This window comes from Nesterenkonia halophila, from assembly GCF_009467795.1.
Classification (GTDB): Bacteria; Actinomycetota; Actinomycetes; order Actinomycetales; family Micrococcaceae; genus Nesterenkonia; species Nesterenkonia halobia.
In genome coordinates this window covers 119,413-135,321 of record NZ_WIAX01000013.1, presented here as the reverse complement: position 1 = coordinate 135,321, position 15,909 = coordinate 119,413, and the positions used below count along the sequence as shown (strand labels likewise).

The 15,909-nt window shown below is 72.8% G+C and carries 12 protein-coding genes; 6 read left to right on the top strand and 6 right to left on the bottom strand.

Annotation, left to right across the window (positions count from 1 at the left end):
* Positions 1 to 75 precede the first annotated feature (75 nt).
* Both GCL72_RS07495 and GCL72_RS07490 read right to left on the bottom strand, forming a co-directional pair.
* Positions 76 to 1,017, bottom strand: coding sequence for an electron transfer flavoprotein subunit alpha/FixB family protein (locus GCL72_RS07495; RefSeq protein ID WP_153144082.1), 942 nt, complete (start codon positions 1,015 to 1,017; stop codon positions 76 to 78).
* On the bottom strand, positions 1,014 to 1,832 hold the full coding sequence (locus GCL72_RS07490; RefSeq protein WP_211364999.1) for an electron transfer flavoprotein subunit beta/FixA family protein: 819 nt from the start codon (positions 1,830 to 1,832) through the stop codon (positions 1,014 to 1,016). Before GCL72_RS07490 ends, GCL72_RS07495 begins: the two co-directional genes overlap by 4 nt.
* A 474-nt stretch (positions 1,833 to 2,306) precedes the next feature.
* On the opposite strand from GCL72_RS07490, the gene GCL72_RS07485 reads away from it, so the two are divergent.
* From GCL72_RS07485 to GCL72_RS07475, 3 genes are all read left to right on the top strand, one after another.
* A complete protein-coding gene (locus GCL72_RS07485; RefSeq protein ID WP_153144081.1) occupies positions 2,307 to 3,254 on the top strand; it encodes an HpcH/HpaI aldolase/citrate lyase family protein in 948 nt (315 codons plus the stop codon).
* A gap of 148 nt (positions 3,255 to 3,402) precedes the next feature.
* Complete coding sequence (locus GCL72_RS07480) at positions 3,403 to 4,575, top strand: acyl-CoA dehydrogenase family protein (RefSeq protein ID WP_153144080.1); 1,173 nt, start codon at positions 3,403 to 3,405, stop codon at positions 4,573 to 4,575.
* Positions 4,576 to 4,728: 153 nt separating this feature from the next.
* Positions 4,729 to 6,588, top strand: a complete 1,860-nt coding sequence (locus GCL72_RS07475) for a hypothetical protein (RefSeq protein WP_153144079.1) — start codon at positions 4,729 to 4,731, stop codon at positions 6,586 to 6,588.
* Between the two features lie 118 nt (positions 6,589 to 6,706).
* Here GCL72_RS07475 and GCL72_RS07470 read toward each other — a convergent pair whose 3' ends face one another.
* The 4 genes from GCL72_RS07470 to GCL72_RS07455 all read right to left on the bottom strand — a co-directional run bounded on the left by GCL72_RS07470 (position 6,707) and on the right by GCL72_RS07455 (position 11,385).
* Positions 6,707 to 7,756, bottom strand: a complete 1,050-nt coding sequence (locus GCL72_RS07470; RefSeq protein ID WP_153144078.1) for a baeRF2 domain-containing protein — start codon at positions 7,754 to 7,756, stop codon at positions 6,707 to 6,709.
* A 139-nt stretch (positions 7,757 to 7,895) separates the two neighbouring features.
* Positions 7,896 to 8,723, bottom strand: a complete 828-nt coding sequence (locus GCL72_RS07465; RefSeq protein WP_153144077.1) for an aldo/keto reductase — start codon at positions 8,721 to 8,723, stop codon at positions 7,896 to 7,898.
* A gap of 69 nt (positions 8,724 to 8,792) precedes the next feature.
* Entirely contained in the window at positions 8,793 to 10,481 is a 1,689-nt protein-coding gene (locus GCL72_RS07460; protein WP_153144076.1) for an ABC-ATPase domain-containing protein, read from the bottom strand.
* A 229-nt stretch (positions 10,482 to 10,710) separates the two neighbouring features.
* Positions 10,711 to 11,385: a GntR family transcriptional regulator gene (locus GCL72_RS07455; protein ID WP_153144075.1), complete on the bottom strand. Its 675-nt coding sequence runs from the start codon at positions 11,383 to 11,385 to the stop codon at positions 10,711 to 10,713.
* Positions 11,386 to 11,541: 156 nt separating this feature from the next.
* Here GCL72_RS07455 and GCL72_RS07450 point away from each other — a divergent pair, with 156 nt between their 5' ends.
* The 3 genes from GCL72_RS07450 (at position 11,542) to madM (ending at position 15,778) form a co-directional block, all read left to right on the top strand.
* Positions 11,542 to 14,514, top strand: a complete 2,973-nt coding sequence (locus GCL72_RS07450; protein ID WP_153144074.1) for an AMP-binding protein — start codon at positions 11,542 to 11,544, stop codon at positions 14,512 to 14,514.
* 72 nt (positions 14,515 to 14,586) lie between these two features.
* Positions 14,587 to 15,015, top strand: coding sequence for a malonate transporter subunit MadL (gene madL, locus GCL72_RS07445; protein WP_153144073.1), 429 nt, complete (start codon positions 14,587 to 14,589; stop codon positions 15,013 to 15,015).
* A 1-nt stretch (position 15,016) separates the two neighbouring features.
* Positions 15,017 to 15,778: a malonate transporter subunit MadM gene (gene madM, locus GCL72_RS07440; RefSeq protein ID WP_153144072.1), complete on the top strand. Its 762-nt coding sequence runs from the start codon at positions 15,017 to 15,019 to the stop codon at positions 15,776 to 15,778.
* Positions 15,779 to 15,909 lie beyond the last annotated feature (131 nt).

The window sequence follows — 15,909 nt, the reverse complement described above, 5'->3', positions numbered from 1 at the left end:
ATCACCGCGCTGTAGCGCGGTGATCCTGCGAGAACTCGGGGATCTCGGCGGGGCAGGGGCTGAGAGCGCCGGAGGTCAGCTGCGCCGCTTGCGCAGCTCCTCGACCATCTGCGGCACGACCTCGAAGAGATCCCCGACGACGCCGAAGTCCGCGATCTCGAAGACCGGGGCGTCCTCGTCCTTGTTGATCGCCACGATGGTCTGCGCGGTCTGCATGCCGGCGCGCTGCTGGATCGCCCCGGAGATGCCGACAGAGAGGTAGAGCTGCGGGGAGACGGTCACCCCGGTCTGGCCGATCTGCGCGGCGTGGTCGATCCAGCCGGCGTCGGTGGCCGCGCGGGAGGCGCCGAGCGCCGCGCCGAGCTCGTCGGCGAGCTCCTCCAGCGGGCCGAAATCGCCGTCCAGGCCGCGGCCGCCGGCGACCACGCACCGCGCCTCGGTGAGCGAGGGACGGTCGGAGGCCTCCAGCGGAGTGCGCTCCAGGACCCGCAGATCCTCGGCCGCGGCCGGGGTGACCGGCAGCGTGACGATCTCCGGCGCCCCGCCGGGAACGAGGTAGGGCTCCGTCGAGTTCGGCTTCAGCGTCGCGATCAGCGGCCGGCCCTCGGCCACGCGGGCGGTGGTCGTGTAGGAGCCGGCCAGCACGGACTTGGTGATGCGCAGGTCGTGGGAGAGTCCGACGCCGTCGGTGATCAGCCCGGTGTCCAGCCGTACTGCCAGCCGCGCCAGCGCGTCCGTGGTGTCGGCGGTGTTACGCGCCAGCACCGCATGGGCTCGGGTCTCCTGCACGGCGGTCTCCAGCAGGTCGATCACCGCCGGATCCGGGGCGTGGATCTCGCCCTCACCGGTGTAGAGGGTGTGCACGCCCTCCAGCGCCAGCGCATGCACCGCGTCGGAGGTGGTGGAGCCGGTGACGACCTGCACCTCGCCGACGGCGTCGGCCAGGGTGATCAGCTCCTGCTGGGCGGTGGTCAGCTCGGCGCCGACCGATTCGAAGTAGACCAGGACAGCACTCACAGCACACGCTCCTTCTGCAGGAAGTCGACGATCTGCACGCCGGCGTCGCCTTCATCGGTGATCACCGTGCCGCCGTGCCGCGGCGGGCGCGGCTCGGCGGTGAGCACCTGGGCGCGCGGCTTCACCGACGTCGGGCCGATGCCGACGCTCGTCAGGCTCAGCTCCGTCATCGGCTTCTTCTTCGCGGCCATGATCGCCTTGAAGTTGGGATAGCGGGGGTCGTTGGCCTGGTCGGTCACCGAGACCACTGCCGGCAGCGCCGCGGAGACCGTCTGCTGCTCGACGGTGGCGGTGCGGGTGACGACCAGCCGGCCCTCGGCGAGCTCCACCGAGGTCGCCTGGGAGAGCAGGTGCACACCCAGACGCTCGGCCAGCTGGGCCGGCACTGCCCCGGACTCGCCGTCCTCGGAGGCCATGCCGGTGACCACCAGCAGCTCGCCGTCGAGCTCGGACACCTCCTGGACGCGCTCGATCGCGGCGCGCAGCGCGGTCGAGGTCGCGGAGATGTCGGCACCGGCCAGCGCGTCGTCGGACAGCACGAAGGCGTCGTCGGCGCCGATCTGCAGCGCCTTCTTCGCCGCGGCGGCGGCACCGGCGGGGCCCATGGTCAGGGCGGTCACCCGGACCTCACGGTCCTCGGCGGCCTCCTTGATCCGCAGCGCCGCCTCCAGCGGATGCTCGTCCAGTTCTCCGAGGATCCCCTCGGAGCGGTCGATATGCCGCTCCTCGGTGAACCGGCGCTCGAGCTGAGCATCCGGCACCCACTTCACCAGGGTGATGATGTGCAGGGGGGTTCCAGCTGCCGCGTCTGGCATGGGGCTGACCTCGCCTCGCTCTCGACTGTCCACGGGTCTTCGTCGCCGCGGTGCGGAACCGACGGCGGTCATCCCCGCCATCCTGCCACGGATCCGTGGTCGGAGTCACCGCAGGTGTCGTTCTTGACGCGCGGCATGACGGGGAAGCGGCGGGACGTGGGACGCGAGCGGGGCGTCCGGTGCCGGCGCGCCCGCGGCGGCTCAGTCCTCCGGGGCCGGTCCCGGCAGGCACGGCGAGCACGCCCTGCAGCAGCAGCGCGATGATCGTCAGCTGCGCCGCCGCGCGCGCCAGGGCGAGGAACGGCAGCAGGCCGAGCCGCACGCCGGCGCGGCGCAGCAGCACCACCATGAGCATCGCCAGCACGGCGAGCCCGGCGGCGTGCTGGACTCAGTCCAGCGGCGTCCCGGCGTAGCCTGGGCCATGCACCTCGGCCCGGACCGCCTCCCGGGCTCCGTCCGACCGGAGGGAAACTGATGTCGACGCCGCCCGCCGCACCCTGTGCCTTCACCCTCGGCCCCTCGCTGCTGTTCTGCCCGGGGTCGATGCCGGAGCGCTTCGGCAAGGCCGCCGCCCGGGCCGACGCGGTGATCATCGACCTCGAGGACGCCGTGGCCGCCGTCGACAAGCCGGCCGCGCGGATCGACGTCGCCCGGGCGCTCGACGTCGGCGCCGCGGCCGGGGCGGCGGAGCACGACTCCGAGCCGGCGCTGGATCCGGCGACGACGCTGGTGCGGCTCAACGCCGGCGACCCCGAGGAGCTCGAAGCGGATCTGCAGGCCCTCGACGACGCCGGGGTGCGTCACGTCGTCGTCCCCAAGGCCGCCGACGTCGCCGTCCTCGACCGACTGCATGCGGCGATGCCGCAGGCCGGGCTGATCCCGCAGATCGAACGGCCCGACGGCGTGCTGGCCGCTTCCGCGCTGGCCGCCCATCCCGCCGTCGAGGCGCTCTTCTGGGGCACGGAGGACATGACGGCGGCCCTGGGCGGGACGACCTCGCGGGCCCCCGACGGCGCGCTGCGCGGGGCGCTGCAGCATATCCGCCACATCGTGCTGATCACTGCGGCGGCGCACGGCATCGCCGCCGTCGACGCGACCTCCACCGAGCTGCGCTCGCGGCCGCGGCTGGCCGCCGACGCCGAGGAGGCCTGGGCCAGCGGATTCGCCGCGAAGGCCTGCATCCACCCCGACCAGGTCGAGCCGATCCGGCGGGCGTACATGCCCGCGCCGGCCGACGTCGAGCGGGCGAAGGCGCTGCTCGCCGCGGTGCCGTCCGAGCCGGCGGCGTTCCGCTTCCGCGGCGAGATGGTCGACGCCCCGGTGGTCGCCCAGGCGCGGCGCGTGCTGGCCCGCTACGACGCCGGCCGTGAGCACCACGAGGGCCGCGGGCGCCGCCGGCGCGACTCCGACGAGGCGGAGTGATCGGGAGTGAGAGAATCGACGACGGCGTCGTCGCGCCGTCGCCTCCCGCCCGCCGGCGGGGGAGTGCGGCGGTCGGCGCCGTGCCTGCCCGGTCGACCGGGTGCATGCCCAGATCCGCCTGAGCCCGACGTCTGTGAAAGGACCTGAGATGTTCCCCGGCTTCTACGAGGAGATCCACGAGGAGTTCCGCGAGGTGGTGCGCGAGTTCGTCGCCCGCGAGGTGACCCCGCACTACAAGCAGTGGGACGCCGCCCACCTGATGGACCGCGCGGTCTGGGAGGCCGCCGCGGAGAACGGCCTGCTGGGGCTGGCCGTCGAGGAGGACCACGGCGGCATGGGGCTGACCGACTACCGGTTCCGGATGATCCTCGACGAGGAGCTCGCCCGCGCCGACGCGCTGGGGCTGGCCCTCGCGCTGCATCTGCACGACGACTGGGTGCTGCCGGCGCTGCGTCGCTTCGGCACCGCTGAGCAGCAGCAGACCTGGCTGCCGCGGTTCCTGGACTCGAGCTTCATCGCCTCGGTGGCATTCACCGAGCCCGGCGCCGGCTCCGACCTGCGCGGGGTGCGCACCAAGGCGGTCCGCCAGGACGACGGCTCCTGGCTGCTGACCGGGCAGAAGACGTTCATCGGCAACGCCGTCTCCGGCGACGGCGCGCTGGTGCTGGCCCGCACCGACGGCTCGGACGTGAAGCGGCGCGGGGGCGCCGAGTCCTTCAGCCTCTTCCTGGTAGAGAAGGAGGAGAACCCCGGGTACCAGGTCGGCTCGCAGCTGGAGAAGATGGGGCTGAAGGCCTCCGACACCGCCGAACTGTTCTTCTCCGAGGCCCGGGTGCCGGCCGAGAACCTCATCGGCGGCGAGGGTCGCGGGCTGGAGATCGCCAAGGAGATCCTGCCGCAGGGTCGGCTGGCCGTCGCCGCCGGGGCCGCCGCCGTCGCCGAGGCCGCACTGGGGCAGACAGTGGACTACGTGCGTCAGCGCACCGCCTTCGACCAGCCGGTCGCCGAGTTCCAGAACACCCGCTTCCAGCTGGCCGAGCTGCAGGTCGAGCTCGAGGCCGTCCAGCGGTGTCTGGCCGCGACGGTGGAGGCCTTCGACGCCGGGGAGCTGGACGTCGTCGGCGCCTCGAAGGCGAAGCTGTTCATCGGCGAGCGGGCGAAGTCGATGCTCGACACCTGCCTGCAGCTGCACGGCGGCTACGGCTACATCCTGGAGTACCCGGTCGCCCAGGCCTACCTGGCGGTGCGGCTGATGACGATCTTCGGCGGCACCAGCGAGATCCTGCGCGAGACGATCGGCGCGGACCTGCTGCGCGACTGAGCGGGCCCTGCATCCGGTCGCCCGGGCAGGGCGGCTCGCCCCGTCGTCGAGATGCGGCAGGTGCGTGTGTCAGGCGGCCCCCTCTTGTGAGAGTGATCCATCACACATAGAGTGTCCGGACATCAGGGCATACGGACACATTCAGGAGGGGCCATGCCGCTGAGCCGGCGTTCATTTCTCGGGGTCGGCAGCGCCGCGGCGCTCGGAGCCGCGGCCGTCACCGGGCAGGGGCCGGCCTGGGCTCGCCCGCAGGCGTACGAGCCGCTGCCGGAGACGGACCTGGGCGACGAGACGATCGACGCCGAATTCCTGGAGGATCTGGCCGGACGGAACGACGCTGCTCTGCTCGCCGGCGCGGGCGCGGTGCAGGACTACCTCTCCGGCGGTCCCGCTGCCCGCTGGTGCGTGGTCGAGGCCAAGAAGCTCGTCGCTGCCTACTCCGGGCGCCATTCCGCGCATCATCGTGACGCCGAGATCGCCGCTCGGGCTGACGAGCTCCTCGCCCACGTGCAGGATCTTCAGACCGAGGTGGGGCTCTTCGACGCCGGGAATAACCTGGAGTCGCCGCCGGACTCCTGCTTCTCGCTCACCGATCTGGTCATCATCCGGATGCTGATCGACGCCGAGGAGGGTGACGGCCTGGACGCCGTCACGACTCGCCTGGACGAGCTGGTGCCCTCCGTGGCGCGCGCCGTCGTCGAGGTCCATGGCGGAGGGGTGCACACCGCGAACCATCGCTGGGAGGTCGCCGGCGCGTTGCTGGCGGTGAACGCCCACTGGCCCGACGAGGCGCTGGTGACCCGCGCCGAGGAATGGCTGGCCGAGGGCATCGATGTCTTCGACGACGGTCAGTACTCCGAACGGTCGGCCCAGTACGCCTCTGAAGTGGTGAACCCCTCGCTGCTCCGCATCGCCGAGCACACCCAGGACGGAGGCCTGCTCGAGCTCGTGCGGGGGAACCTCCGCGTCACCCAGGACATCACCGACGACGACGGTACGGTCCAGACCGTCCAGTCGCGGCGCCAGGACCAGTGGCGGCGGCGGAACGACTCGCGATACGTGCTGCAGCTGCGCGAATTCGCGATCCGCGACGACGACGCCGCCTTCGCTCGCCGGGCCGAGGAGATCCTCGACGAGAAGCACGAATGGATCGGCGAGATCTACGCCGACGTCCTGGCGCGACCGGCGTTGGCGCGGCGGCTCCCCGAGGGATCCCCGCATGAGGTGCCGGATCGGGTCGATCTGCTCGAGTCTTCGGGACTGCTGCGCCTTCAAACCGGCGGCGGCACGCTGACGTGCTTCGCGGGCAGCGACCACCCGGAGTTCGGGCGTACTGCCTCCGGTCTGTCGACCAATCCGACCTTCCTGCAGTATCGGCGCGGCGCGATCGAGCTGAGTTCGGTACGGATCGCCCCACGGTTCTTCTCCATGGGACCGCTGCGTCCGCACGAGCTCACCGAGCACCGAGGCACAGTGCAGATGCAGGCCGCGCACTCGACCGGCTACCACCGGCCGTTGCGAGGGCGGTCCAGAATCCGGCAGGACGGGGTGTACGACCTCGAGGATGACGGGCGGTTCTACTCGGCGATGAGTTTCAGCGATCGGAAACTCGCCGAGGTCCGCTTTGACGCCTCGCTGGCGGTCACGCCAGAGGGACCGGGATGGAGCCTGCAGGTGGAGGCGGAGTCCCCGTCTGCGGTGACCGTGCTGCAGCTGGTCTTCGCCGGCGACGGCGAGCTGACCTTCGACGGAGACCATTCCGACGCCCAGAACCCGCCACCTGAGGCGACGGCGGCACAGGTGCTGCGGTCGGGAGGGGCCCGATGGAGCGCGGGCGGAGAGTCCCTCGCGCTGAGTTTCGAGGGCGTCGACGCCGAGGCTCGCGACGTCGCCCTGGACAGCGGGGAGGAGTACTCCTACCTGGGCGGCCAGATGCCGACGTCGGAGGGCACCGTGCTGCTGGTGCCGTTCCGGGCGCCGGGCACATTCACGATGCGGGTCGCCGTGGGCTGACCTTCTCCCGGCAACTGCAAAGATCGAGCTGCGGCTCCGCGCGGCACCTGCCCGCCGACACGCCGTGTCGCGGGGCGAGATGCGGCGCGGAGCCGCCGCTCGATGTCCGGGGAAGGGCTCAGGCGCGGGCGACCTCGTCCGGGGCCTCGAAGCGCAGGATCGCGGCGATGCCGCCGGGTAGCTCCTTCTCGGCGACGGCGGCGTCGGCGTCGATCCGGGCGCAGGCGGCGAGCACCGCGCCCTCGCCGTCGACCACGCCGTCGCGGGTCAGCAGCAGCGTGTCCACCGCGCCCATCTCCGCGGCCAGGCGCACGGCGTCCACGCCCTCGGCGACGTGGTTGCGGGCCTTCGCCTCCTCGAACTTCCCGGTCCAGTCCTGAGCGTCCTCGGCGCTGAGCCCCGCGACGATCTCGCGGAGGTCCTGCTCCAGGGCCTCCTCGGCGCCGGCGTCGTCGGTGCCGCCGTGCTCGGCGATGTGGGTGATCTCCGCCAGCGCGGTCGGCAGCTCGTCGTTCAGCGCCGTGCGTCCCTGGATCCCGCCGGCCAGCACCACGGCGTCGGGCTTCCACCGGCGCGCCAGGCGGTCCACCCGCTCGGCGATGCCGCGGGCGTTCTGCTTGACCACCTCGTCGGCCCGGCGCTGGATCTCCAGGTGGGAGTAGGCGCCTTCGCGCGGCTTGTGCACCGAGCCGCGGCCCGGGCCCTCGACGTCGACCTCGGCCTCGGCGTCGGCGTGGAGGCCCTCGGAGACCAGGGTGCGGCGCACGGTGGCCTGCTCCTGGTCCACGACGACGACCAGCAGCCGTGCCGAGGTGGCGCGCTCGCGGACATAGGCGCCGAGCTCGGGGACGGGGGAGACATGGGCGGCGTCGCCGGCGCCCAGCGCGGCGTCCCAGGCCTCGTCGAGGAGCACCGTCTCGGCGTCGGCGACCAGCACGCGGCCGTCGGTCTGGACCTCGGTGAGGTCCTCGCCGTCGCCCAGCAGGGCCTGCTGCATGGCGTCCAGGGCGGCCTCGGGGGCGCCCTGGTCCGCCAGCCGGCGGCGCAGGTCGTCCCAGCGGAGCCGGACCTGGTGGTCGGCGTCCTCGGCCGGCGAGCGGGCCTCGAGATAGATCGTGGAGTACGGTGCGGTCTTCTCGGACAGCGACTTCAGCGGAGCCAGATGCATCGACGGAACCTCCTCGGTTCGATGATCGTCATGACGGTCCCGGCGGGCCCTCCTCGGGCGGGCCCGCCCCGTCGTTCTCCGAGACAATCACGGGTGCCAGCACGGCGTCCAGCGGTCGGGTTCGGGACGTCGGACGCCCTCAGAACTCCTCGTAGACCGCCGGGTCCTGGTCGTTCGTCCGCCCGTCGGGGCGGGCCAGCCCGCTGATCTCGGCGATCTCCGCGTCGCTCAGCGCCACCTGCGGCGCCTCGAGGTTCTTCCGCCGCCGCTCGGCCGAGGAGGCCTTCGGCAGCGGCAGCGCGCCCAGCGCCACGTGCCAGGAGAGGATGACCTCGCCGACGCCGACGTCGTGGGCCTCGGCGATGCGCACCAGCACCGGGTCGGTGAGCATCTCATTGGCCCGGCCCAGCGGGCTCCACGCCTCGGTGATGATGCCGTGCTCGGCGTCGTAGGCGCGCTGCGCGGCCTGCGGGAAATAGGGGTGCATCTCGATCTGGTTCACCGCCGGGGTCACACCCGTCTCGGCGATGAGCCGGTCGATGTGCTCGGGCAGGAAGTTGGAGACGCCGATGTGCCGGACCAGGCCGCGCTCCCGGGCCTCGACGAGCGCCTGCCAGGCCTCGACGTAGAGGTCCTGGGAGGGGTTCGGCCAGTGGATGAGGATCAGGTCCAGGTGGTCCAGCCCGGTGCGCAGCACCGACTCCTCGATCGCCGGCACCGCCTTGGCGTGCGCGTGGTGGCGGCCGGGCAGCTTGGAGGTCACGGTGACCTCCTCGCGGGCGACGTCCGAGCGCCGCACGGCCTCGCCGACTGCGCCCTCGTTCTCGTAGTTGAACGCCGAGTCCAGCAGGCGGTACCCGCCGTCGAGCGCCTCGGCCATGGTCTGCGCGCCGGCGAGACCGTTGAGCTTATAGGTGCCGAAGCCGACGTCGGGCAGGGTGAGGCCGTCGTGCGAGGTGAAGCTCATCTCTCCTCCTGGAGTCTGGAATCTGGGATCTCGGGGAATCGTGGGGCGGGGTCGACGCGCGGGGGCGGGTCAGGTCAGCCGCAGGCCGCGGTGCCGGTTCAGCGCCGCGTGGACCTCCTGGCGCCGCGGCCGCGCCATCGCGCCGGGGTGCCCGCGGTGCGGAGACAGCGTGTCCAGTCCTTCGGCGTCGATCCGCGCGCACAGCGTCTCGATCAGCTCGACGACGTCGCGGCGGCCGTCGGCCATCTCGTCCAGCCGGTCCAGCGCATGGGCCAGCGCGGCGGTCTGCGCCGGGTCCACCAGCTGCGAGACCGCGGCGAGGTCGACTGTCGTGCGGTCCTGCTGGATCGCGGTGCGCCCACGGGCCTTGGCCGGTTTGCCGCGGCCCGAGCGCAGCGAGGACGGCTGCGGCACGCGGCGACGCCCGCCGGCGAACACCGGGCCGGCCGTCGTCGGGCCCTCGGGGTGTTCGGCCAGCGCGCGGGCCTCGGCGGTCGCGTCCCGGGCGAGGTAGGAGTCCAGGGCGATGACCTGGTCGGCGACGTCGAAGAAGGCGCCGGAGCCGCCGGCGACCAGCACAGTGGAGACGCCGCGCTCGGCGTGCAGCGGGCGGATGCGGTCCACGAACGGAGTGATCGGCTCGCGGTCGGCGGGGATCAGCGCGCGCATGCGCTCGTCGCGGATCATGAAGTTCGTCGCCGAGGTGTCCTCGTCGATGAGCAGCGTCTTCGCGCCGGCCTCCACCGCCTCGGCCAGCCCGGCCGCCTGCGAGGTCGAGCCGCTGGCGTTGGTCGTGGAGAAGTCGCGGGTGTCGGAGCCCGAGGGCAGATCGCCGATGAACGGCGAGATGTCCACTCCGGTCGCCGCGCGGCCGTCCTCGGCGCGGATCGCGGTCGCATCGTCCCGGGTGAGCACCCATTCGCGGCCGTCGCCGGCGATATGCGGATGGATGCCCCGCTCGACGGCGCGCAGCAGCGTGGACTTGCCGTGGTAGCCGCCGCCGACGATCACCGTCACGCCCTCCGGGATGCCCATGCCGGTCACCGTGCTCCCGCTGGGCAGCTCGAAGGTCACGCGCAGCGACTCCGGGGAGCTGAAGGGCACGGCGTCGGCGGCGTCCATGGGCAGGTCCGAGTCGCCGGAGCGGCGCGGCAGGATCGCCCCGTCGCCGACGACGGCGACCAGGCCGGCCTCGGCGAGCCGCCCGCGCAGATGCAGCTGGTCGCGGTGCAGGGTCACGTGGGCACGCAGCGTCGCGGCGTCGAGGGCGTCGTGGTGCAGCGCCTCCTCGGCGAGGCGCGGCAGCACCTCGGTGAGCAGCGTCGCGGCGTCGCGGCCGCGGATGCGGCGTCCGGCGGCCGGCAGCGCCACATGCAGCCGGGCCTCGACGTGGGTCTCGCCGATGACCACGCTGGTGCGTTCGAGCACCTCCTGGCCGGGCCGATTGATGCTCACCTCGCCGGCGTCGCGACCGTCGGGGCCGTGCCGGCGGGCGGCCTCGGCGGCCCGGCGGGTCAGGAAGTCGGCGACGGCGGTGCGCCCGGCGGCGGTGTCGACCAGGTCGGCGGGCAGGTCGGCGGTCTCGCGCGGGACCAGCAGCCGCATCAGCGACGGCGGCGCGTAGGGGTCGACCTGGACGTGGTCGACGGCCAGCGTCGCCGGGCCCAGGTCATGCCGGCCGCGCAGCTGCTTGTAGGAGGCATAGCCGCGGCCGTCGAGGGATTCCAGCGTGCGCCGCAGCGAGCGGGGGTCCGCCATGCGTGGTCACCTTCCGGGTCGGTGCCGGGTCGCTCCCGACTCTATCCGGCCGGGCGCTCGCGGGACATGCTCGATGGTCCTGCGGGGCGTGTCAGGTCCGCGGGCGTCGAGTGGTCACGTGTGACGGGATCTCCGCCTGGATTCCGCCGTATCGCGGGACAGATGTCGTCACACGTGACCGCTCGATGCGGCCGGGGTCGCGCCGAGCCGGCGGTGCGGTCGCGGCCGGTCACTCCGCCGAGGCCGGCGAGCTCACGGCGCGCCAGGTGGTCACCAGCTGACTGAACTCGGTGACCTGGACCAGCACGTGCTCGCGGGCGGCGTCCTCGGCGGTGCCGGCGTCGCCGGCGCGCACGGCGGCGGCGATGGTGCGGTGCTCGGCCAGCGAACGGCGCATCCGGTCCGGCACGCGCAGCTGCAGCCGCCGGTAGGGCTGCAACGTGCGCTTGAGCTGGTGGACCTGCTGGCGGAGGTGCTCGTTGCCGCAGGAGTCGTAGATCGTGGCGTGGAAGCGGGCGTTGGCGTAGTAGTAGCCGTCGGCGTCGCCGGCCTCGGCGTGCCGGGCGCATTCGGCCACCGCCTCGTCGAGGGCGGCGAGCTCCGCGATCCCGATGCGGCGGGCGGCCAGGCGGGCGGCCATGCCCTCGAGCTCGGCCATGACCTCGAAGCGCTCGGCGAGCTCGGAGAGGCCCAGCTCGGTGACGTAGGTGCCCTGCTTGGGCCGGATCCGGACGAGTCCCGAACGCTCCAGGGCCTGCAGCGCCTCGCGCACCGGGGTGCGCGAGCAGCCGAACTCCTCCTCGAGCCGGGTCGGGTCCAGGCGCTCGCCGGGGCGGTGCCGCCCGTCGACGATCGCGTTCTCCAGCGCGTCGCGGACGCGCTGCGACTCCGGGATCCGTGCCATGTCCACCTCCGCGGCTCAGCGTAGTCGACCGCTCCGTCCGCTCCGGGGTGTGGTGCGCATCACCTGCGGTGCGGTACAGTGCGTTGTTATATACATCACGATAGCTGATGTACATGACATGACGGATCCGACCGTCGCGACGCATGAGGAGGGACGATGGCACGACAGGACGGCTGGCTGCTGGCCGACCTCTTCCGCATCCTGCGGCGGCGCCGCGGCGGCGCGGCGGATCCCCGCCCGGAGGACCCGGAGCCGCTGGAGGAGCTGCTCGCCGCCTGCGAGGCGCTGATGGGTGAGGTCGGGGAGGCCTCCCGGCGCGCCGTCGCCGCCCGGGCGCTGGCGGCGTACCGCCGGCTGGACGACGCGGCGAAGCGCACGTTCCTCCACCACCTCCTGGAGGACTACGACGTCGATCCGACGGCGGTGCGCACCGCATACCAGCAGTGGGAGGCCGCCGACGGCGAGGAGCGGCGCCACGCGCTGCCGGAGCTCTTCGACGCCGTCGAACCTCCCCGCCAGCAGCTGCTGCGCCGGTTGAACCACGCCCCGCACGCCACGACGGCGCTGGTGGAGATGCGCGCGGATCTGCTGCGGCTGATGCGCGAGCATCCGGCGCTGCGGCCGCTGGATCACGACTTCCACCACCTGCTGGTCTCCTGGTTCAACCGCGGCTTCCTGCGCATGGAGGAGATCACCTGGGATTCGCCCCGCGAGCTCCACCAGCATCTGCTGCGCAGCGAGAAGGTCCACCCGATGGCCGACCGGACGGAGCTGCGGCGTCGGCTGCAGCCCAAGGACCGGCGCTGCTTCGCCTTCTTCCACCCCGCCACCGGCGAGGTGCCGCTGATCTTCGTCGAGGTCGCCCTGGTCCGCGGCATCCCGCGGGAGGTCGGGCCGCTGCTCGAGCCGGGGCCGGCGCTGAGCCCGTCGAAGGCCGACACGGCGGCGCTGTATTCGATCAACACCGCGATGGCCGGCCTGGCCGGGATCTCCTTCGGCAGCCTGCTGATCAAGCAGGTCATCGAGGAGGTCGGTCAGCAGCTCCCCCATCTGGAGCACTTCGTCACGCTCTCGCCGATCCCCGGATTCCGCCGCTGGCTGGAGCGCCGGGAGGATCCCGAGCTGCTGCGGCTGGCCATCGACCTGGGCGGATCCGTCGCGACGTCGGGCCCGTCCGGTGCGCATGACGGCGCTGACCAGGGAGGCGAGTCTGTAGGACCGGAGGGGCCCGAGCAGTCCGCGGAGACTGCGGCGCTGCGCGACCGGCTGCTGCCGGTGCTGGCCCGCTACATCACCGAGGAGCGTCGCGACGACGGCCGCCCGGTCGACCCGGTCGCCCGCTTCCATCTGGGCAACGGCGCGGCCGCCTGGCAGCTGCACTGGCCGGCCGACCACTCGGCGTCGGGGCTCGAGCAGTCCTACGGCGCGATGATCACCTACCGCTACGACCCGGCGGCCCTCGAGCGCCGCCATGAAGACTTCGCCCGGCGTCGGACCGTCGCCGTCGAGGGCCCGCTGCTCGAGCAGGCCGGCCGCCCCGACCCCGACGACGCCGGCACCCCTGACCACGACACGAGAGGACCCGCCGCCATGGCCGCGACCGTCACCCCGATCCACCGCTCCTTCGATGCCCAGGTCGCCCGCCGCCCGGAGCATACGCTGTTCCACCTGCCCGACGGGGCCGCGATCAGCTACGGCGCCTTCGAGCACACCGTCCGCCGGGTCGCCGCGACGCTGCTGGCCGACGGCGTCGAGCGTGGCGACCGGGTGGCCGCCCAGGTGCCGAAGTCTCCCGAGGCGCTGGCGCTGTATCTGGCGACGCTGCGCGTCGGCGGGGTCTATCTGCCGCTGAACACCGCCTACACCGGTGCAGAGATGGACTACTTCCTCGACGACGCCGCGCCGCGGGTGCTGGTCTGCGCCCCGGACCGCGCCGCGGAGCACGCCGAGCGCACCGCGGGAGGGGCGGGGGAGCCGGGCCTCGTCGTCGAGACTCTCGACGCCTCCGGCGGCGGCAGCCTGCTGGCCGGCGAGGAGACCAGCGAGGTCTCGGCCGAGGTCGCCGAGGACGAGCCCGCCGCGATCCTCTACACCTCCGGGACCACCGGCCGGTCCAAGGGGGCGGTGCTCACCCACGGCAACCTCGCCTCCAACTGTGCCGCGCTGCTGGAGGCCTGGCAGTTCACCGCCGAGGACCGGCTGATCCACGCGCTGCCGATCTTCCACATCCACGGGCTCTTCGTCGCGGCGAACATGACGCTGGTCGCCGGGGCCGCCATGGACTGGCTGCCCGGCTTCGACGCCGACGCGATCCTCGAACGGCTTCCCGCGGCCACAGTGCTGATGGGGGTGCCGACCTTCTACACCCGGCTGCTCGCCGACGAGCGGTTCACCGCCGAGGCCTGCGCCTCGATGCGGCTGTTCGTCTCCGGCTCGGCGCCGCTGCTCGCCGCCGACCACGAAGCCTTCTCCGAGCGCACCGGCCACGCCATCCTGGAGCGCTACGGGATGACCGAGACCGGGATGAACACCACCAACCCCTACGACGGGGCCCGCCGTCCCGGCACTGTCGGGGTGCCCTTCCCCGGGGTCGAGATCCGCGTGACGGACCGGGAGAGCGGCGAGCCCCTGCCGGACGGCGAGGTCGGGCTCGTCGAGGTCCGCGGCCCCAACGTCTTCGCCGGCTACTGGCGGATGCCGGAGAAGACCGCCGCGGAGTTCCGCGAGGACGGCTTCTTCATCACCGGCGACCTGGGGCGCATCGACGAGCAGGGCTCGCTGACCATCGTCGGCCGGGACAAGGACATGGTCATCTCCGGCGGCTACAACGTGTATCCGAAGGAGATCGAGGAGCTGGTCGACGCCCAGCCGGACGTCGCCGAGTCGGCGGTGATCGGGGTGCCGCATCCGGACTTCGGCGAGACCGTCGTCGCCGTCGTCGTGCCCGCCGCGGACGGGAGCCCGAGCGAGGCGAGCGTGGTCGGCGCCCTGGAGGGACGGCTGGCGCGGTTCAAACAGCCGCGGGCGGTCCGCGTGGTCGAGGCGCTGCCGCGCAACGTGATGGGGAAGGTGCAGAAGGCCGAGCTGCGGACCCGCTACGCCGAGCTGTTCACCGGCGCCGGCGTCTGAGGCGTGCCCCGCCGGAGCAACGACTGCACGACGGGGCCGCAGGCCCCGCGACGACGAATCAGGAGATGACCCATGGTGGTGTACGGAGTGGCGGCGTTGGCGCTGTGCCTGCTGATCGGCGAGCTGATCGGCGAAGCACTGGGCATCGCCGTCGGAGTCGACGCCAACGTCGGCGGCGTGGGCTTCGCGATGATCCTGCTGGTGCTGGTCACCGACCGGCTGAGACGCCGAGGCCTGTTCCCCGAGTCCTCGGAGCGCGGGGTGATGTTCTGGAGCTCGATGTACATCCCGATCGTCGTCGCGATGGCCTCGACGCAGAACGTCGCCGAGGCGCTGACCGGCGGGCCGATGGCGATCGTCGCCGGACTCGCCGCCCTGGTCGCGGCCGCGGCGCTGGTCCCGGTGCTCGCGCGGATCGGTCCTCCGGACGACCCGCTGCCGCCGCGCGAGGCGGGCGACGACGCCCGCCTGGCCGGATCCGCCCGGACGAAGGAGGCCTGAGATGGACACCATCGTTTCAGTGCTGGAGGACAACGATCTGCTGGTCGCCTTCGCCGCCGTCGGCGTGCTGATGCTCGTCTCCGGCTGGATGTCGCGGAGCCTGACCCGCGGCCGGCTGCACGGCTCGGCCATCGCGATCATCCTCGGCCTGGCGCTCGCCGGCTGGGGCGGCGCGACCACCGGCGGCGAGGACGGGCTGGCCGATCTGGCGATCTTCGGCGGGCTCGGCATCCTGGGCGGGTCGATGCTGCGCGACTTCGCCATCGTCTCCACCGCCTACGGCGTGGACCTCAGCGTCATCCGCCGCAGCGGGGCGACCGGAGTACTGTCGATCCTGCTGGGCGTGGTGGTCTCGTTCATCGTCGGGGCCGTCGTCGCCGCGGCCTTCGGCTACACCGACGCCGAGTCGATGGCGACCATCGGCGCCGGCGCGGCGACCTACATCGTCGGGCCGGTCACCGGCACCGCCGTGGGCGCCGGATCGGACGTCATCGCGCTGTCGGTGGCCGCCGGGCTGGTGAAGTCCGTGGTGGTGATGGTCGCGACCCCGATGATCGCCCCGCTGATCCGGCTGAACAACCCGAAGGCGGCGATGGCCTTCGGCGGGCTGATGGGCACCACCTCCGGCGTCGCCGGCGGCCTCGCCGCCACCGACGAGCGGCTGGTGCCCTACGGCGCGATGACCGCGACCTTCTTCACCGGGGTGGGCTGCCTGCTGGGGCCTTCCGTGCTCTACGTGACGCTGCGCGCCCTCGTGGGGTGAGAGGCGGGCACGCGGTTTCGAACGCCGCATCGAGTGGCCTCTGGTGACGAGATCTCGGCGTCGACGCCGGCGTCTCCCGGCTCAGACGTCGTCATCAGCGGCCGCTCGATGCCGGCAGGCCTCACGCAGGC

Bases quoted from the DNA above. Each gene is read 5' to 3' on its own strand.
- GCL72_RS07490 (WP_211364999.1), bottom strand. From the start codon at position 1,832: ATGCCAGACGCGGCAGCTGGAACCCCCCTGCACATCATCACCCTGGTG.
- GCL72_RS07485 (WP_153144081.1), top strand. From the start codon at position 2,307: ATGTCGACGCCGCCCGCCGCACCCTGTGCCTTCACCCTCGGCCCCTCG.
- GCL72_RS07480 (WP_153144080.1), top strand. From the start codon at position 3,403: ATGTTCCCCGGCTTCTACGAGGAGATCCACGAGGAGTTCCGCGAGGTG.
- GCL72_RS07475 (WP_153144079.1), top strand. From the start codon at position 4,729: ATGCCGCTGAGCCGGCGTTCATTTCTCGGGGTCGGCAGCGCCGCGGCG.
- GCL72_RS07470 (WP_153144078.1), bottom strand. From the start codon at position 7,756: ATGCATCTGGCTCCGCTGAAGTCGCTGTCCGAGAAGACCGCACCGTAC.
- GCL72_RS07465 (WP_153144077.1), bottom strand. From the start codon at position 8,723: ATGAGCTTCACCTCGCACGACGGCCTCACCCTGCCCGACGTCGGCTTC.
- GCL72_RS07460 (WP_153144076.1), bottom strand. From the start codon at position 10,481: ATGGCGGACCCCCGCTCGCTGCGGCGCACGCTGGAATCCCTCGACGGC.
- GCL72_RS07455 (WP_153144075.1), bottom strand. From the start codon at position 11,385: ATGGCACGGATCCCGGAGTCGCAGCGCGTCCGCGACGCGCTGGAGAAC.
- GCL72_RS07450 (WP_153144074.1), top strand. From the start codon at position 11,542: ATGGCACGACAGGACGGCTGGCTGCTGGCCGACCTCTTCCGCATCCTG.
- madL (WP_153144073.1), top strand. From the start codon at position 14,587: ATGGTGGTGTACGGAGTGGCGGCGTTGGCGCTGTGCCTGCTGATCGGC.
- madM (WP_153144072.1), top strand. From the start codon at position 15,017: ATGGACACCATCGTTTCAGTGCTGGAGGACAACGATCTGCTGGTCGCC.